The organism is uncultured Gimesia sp., from assembly GCF_937919775.1.
In the GTDB taxonomy this organism is placed as follows: domain Bacteria; phylum Planctomycetota; class Planctomycetia; order Planctomycetales; family Planctomycetaceae; genus Gimesia.
In genome coordinates, this window is sequence record NZ_CALFPF010000696.1 from 1 (window position 1) to 3,973 (window position 3,973).

Sequence of the window (3,973 nt, forward strand, 5' to 3'; positions counted from 1 at the left end):
ACAGACCGTCTGTTGCGAGGAGAGCAGGTCTCGGTGCAGGTTCTGATTGACGGCAGTGATTCTCAAGTTGCAACGACGGCATTAAATGCTTCGAATTTGCTGGGGCTGAACCTCTCAACCAATATGACGAAAACGTTTGCCGAGACGCTGTCTGTGGTTCCCTCCCGCGATGCACAGGGGCAAGCGGCATTGCCCATCGAGATCAGGCCGCGGCTGTTATATAATCCGGATCTGGAGAGTTCGCACTTTTTTGTCCCCGGACTGGTGGGAATCATTTTACAGTTAGTCACCCTGTTTTTGACTTCGTTCGCGATTGTCAGAGAACGCGAACTGGGCACACTGGAGCAGTTGTTTGTGACCCCCGTCAGCAAATCCGGTTTGTTACTGGGGAAACTGGCTCCTTATGCTTTGATCGGTTTTGTGGAGACTTTGATCGTATTAACGGTGATGGTCTTCTTTTTTAAAGTGCCGATACACGGTAATCTGTGGGAATTAATGTTGCTGTCCCTGTTGTTCCTGGTCTGTGGACTGGGGCTGGGAATGCTGGTATCTACGATTGCCAGGACGCAGTTGCAGGCCATTCAGTTTGCTTTTCTGATTATGCTGCCTTCGGTTCTGCTGTCCGGATTCATGTTTCCCCGCTCACAAATGCCGTTACCCATTTATCTGGTGACATTCATCATTCCGGTGACTTATTTTCTGGAAATATTGAGAGGGATCGTGCTCAGGGGCGCCGACATCACCGATTTGCTGCCTTACGTCCTGGGGCTCAGCCTGTGTTGTATTGCGATCATTGGCATCAGTTTAAAGAGATTCCAGAAGCAGTTGTCTTAACGGGCTCTGAGAATTGGTCTCCGGCATAAAAGTCGGTAGGATGAGAACTGCTTGAGTCAATCGGCGCTGATTTACGTGTGTCGAAATTCATCGAGAACCAGTTTTCCCTCACTACTTATTACAATCAATAGATCTCCCCATTCTGGAGCCTGCGAATTATGAGATTATGTCGGTATCAATCGGAAAATCAAATTTCCTGTGGTTTTTACTCGGAAGACAAAATCATTCCCTTCGGTGCTGCTGCGGAAATGGCGGGAGTTTTGCTGGATGAACAGCAGGGGCTGATCTCATTTCTGCCGGGAGGCGCGCAGCGAGATGCATTACTGAGAGTCGAAAAACGTCTGAACCAGGCAATGGACGAAGAACTGTTTCCCATTTCTATAATGACCGACGATGTGCAGTTGCTGGTCCCGATTCCGGCGCCCTCCAAACTGCTGCTTCTGGCCGGTAACTATTCCAAGCATATCGAAGAAGGGGGAGGCAAAGCCGAGGAAAGACAAAAAACCTTTCCCTACGTGTTTATGAAACCCCCCACGACAACCCTGACAAACCCGGGTTCGCCGATAAAAATTCCCGAAGTCTCGCCGGATCATATTGACTGGGAACTGGAATTGGGGATCGTTATCGGAAAAGCATGTAAAGGCGTCTCTGAAAAAGAGGCACTCAACTATGTTGCCGGTTATACTGTAATCAATGACATCTCAGATCGAAAATTTCGACCTAATCCCGGGCGCACAGAACGTGAGAAAGATGGTTTCTTCGACTGGCTGCATGGGAAATGGCACGACACATTTTGTCCAATCGGACCCTGCATTACGCCGACAGACGATATTCCGGATCCGCAGACTCTTAAAATGAAACTGACGGTCAACGGAAATGTCGAACAGGACTCATCGACGGCGGAGATGATTTTTCCGGTTGCGGCGATCATTGAATTCATCTCCAGCTTTGTGCAGCTCGAACCGGGAGACATTATTTCCACCGGTACTCCCAGTGGTGTCGGGGCCTCGAAAAATAAATTCCTCAAACACGGTGATGAGATGACAGCCGAGATTGAAAAAATCGGTGTACTGAAAAATCCTGTTGTTTAACAGCACTTTCGACAATGCGGCAAGATTTTGCAGATTTCAACAGGAAACGTGGTTGATGATCGACTAGATTGCGCTCCATTCGACCACACTTTTTTTCATTTCTACAACGATCTCGCGTCCCTCCTTTTTTCAACATGAGAAAAAAGTCCTGCTAAGCCGAATCTGAACCATGGTTTATGCCGATGCGCCTCAAAATCTGCGCAACTGGCACAGCTGTTGCATTCTTTCTGCGATAAGTCAATCGAATGATATTAGCTGGCCGGTTCCATTCAATCGGGGATGAATTCGGCAGCAGGGTTCTTATCAAGGAGACAAGACTATGAAACGTACACTCACCATCGCCACGCTGGCGCTAAGTGTTTTATTTCTAGGGGCGATCAATACCAGCGAAGCCAGACCGCGTTATCGAAGTTATCAACGGCAATTTCAACACGATTACAACCAGGCAAGACGGGATTTCCGCAATGCGGGTCGTCGTTACAGTAACTATTACAACCGTTATTCCAACAGGTATGACAGATATAATCGGCGGTACAATAACTACTATTATCGCGGTAATGGAGCAGGATTTTATGCGCCCGGTTTCGGCATATACTATGGATGGTAATCCATGTTTTTAATAAATCCGCCTCGATCAGGCTTTAGCTGATCTTGCCGGGCCGGTTCCTGTCCGCAGGATCAATCAGGCACATTTTCTCAAGTCTCGCATTCAATTGGTTCGGCCCGATCAATTGAGTGCGAGGCTTGTTTTTTTATTTGTACCTTTCGGCATTTCCTGCTGGATCTCGTGAGTGGTCTGCCGTCAGTTTGATGTCGACTGATGCGTTATAGAGACAGTTTTCAGCCTGTCTTTTTTGAGATTACCAGATTGCAGTGCTTTAAGTATCAGTTCCTGAATAAGTTAGGGTAGCTCATTGGAAAAATAACATTTCGGCACGCTGATAGCGATTCTCCTGATTACGGCAGACGGAGAAATATGTGATGAGTGATGGATTCTCAACCGTGCTGCAATCGAGTGTCAGGTAATTAGCGAGGATGCTTCCCCGCAAATTCGGGGGCACTCATTTTGGTTCATTTTTCCAAGGAGCGAAACAATGCAAAGCAAAACAGATGCGGTTGACCAGCCTCAGTCAACATCAAAGAAAAAATCAAAGGGGTTGAAACTGGTTCTTAGTATGGGACTGGTAATGGGGGGCGCCCTGTTACTGATGCCCACGCAACAGGCCGAAGCAGGTGGATGTTATTCAGGTTATGGGTATGGTGGTGGTGGTTACGGATATTCCTATCCGAGTTATGGTGGCTATGGCGGCTACTATAATTCCTATCCCTCTTACGGTTCTGGCGGCCTCTATTACAGCAGTCCCTCGTTTGGGATCGGGATTTATAGTGGCGGCGGCAGAGGCTACGGTGGCGGAAGTTATTATGGTGGAAACCGTAGCGGTTACCGGAGCGGAGGTTACCGGGGTGGACATGGCGGCCATCACGGCGGGCACCATGGCGGTGGTCACGGCCATCACTAAGGGAGGAGCATCCCGTTTTGATACCTGTTAGAGTATGTACAGGCTCTGTTCTTCATGGACAGAGCCTGTTTTTCATTCTTCACCTGGTAACCGGGGAGTGAGAGTCGGTGTCTTTGATATTTGTGACCACCCTCGCACGGAGAATCCGGAGCCGTTCGTGTCCAGAACGGTTTTGGGGTGATTTCAGGCCATCTCGAGGCGGAAAATCTTGTCAGGAGCTGGTAAAAAGATTCAAATGCGGCTTCCGAATGGCTTTAAAAGGGAGAACCGCCTCGCTAGAATACCTTTTTCCCATCCGGGACAGGCACCCCTAGCTCAATTGGATAGAGCATCGGTTTACGAAACCGAAGGTTGCAGGTTCGAACCCTGCGGGGTGTACTTCTTATCTCACGCTGAGAAAACCACTTACAACCAAAGGGCCTTCGTCACCCCGACGAAGGCCTTTTGCATTCCCTGTTAATCAAACTGCTGTCTTCAACTGCACGGAGACAGGAGATCTGACCTGGGTTAAGAATTGATGAATCCAGG

The 3,973-nt window shown here is 48.6% G+C and carries 4 protein-coding genes and 1 tRNA gene; all 5 read left to right on the forward strand.

Annotated features, from left to right (window positions below; genetic code table 11):
- Positions 1-834, forward strand: an 834-nt coding sequence (locus tag Q0294_RS19635; protein ID WP_299468845.1) for an ABC transporter permease, incomplete at its 5' end; no start/stop codon positions are given.
- Between the two features lie 158 nt (positions 835-992).
- Positions 993-1,925: a fumarylacetoacetate hydrolase family protein gene (locus Q0294_RS19640; RefSeq protein WP_299468847.1), complete on the forward strand. Its 933-nt coding sequence runs from the start codon at positions 993-995 to the stop codon at positions 1,923-1,925.
- 319 nt (positions 1,926-2,244) lie between these two features.
- Positions 2,245-2,532, forward strand: a complete 288-nt coding sequence (locus tag Q0294_RS19645) for a hypothetical protein (protein WP_299468849.1) — start codon at positions 2,245-2,247, stop codon at positions 2,530-2,532.
- A 487-nt stretch (positions 2,533-3,019) separates the two neighbouring features.
- Entirely contained in the window at positions 3,020-3,445 is a 426-nt protein-coding gene (locus Q0294_RS19650; RefSeq protein WP_299468850.1) for a hypothetical protein, read from the forward strand.
- Positions 3,446-3,749: 304 nt separating this feature from the next.
- Positions 3,750-3,823 (forward strand) — tRNA-Arg (locus tag Q0294_RS19655).
- Positions 3,824-3,973 lie beyond the last annotated feature (150 nt).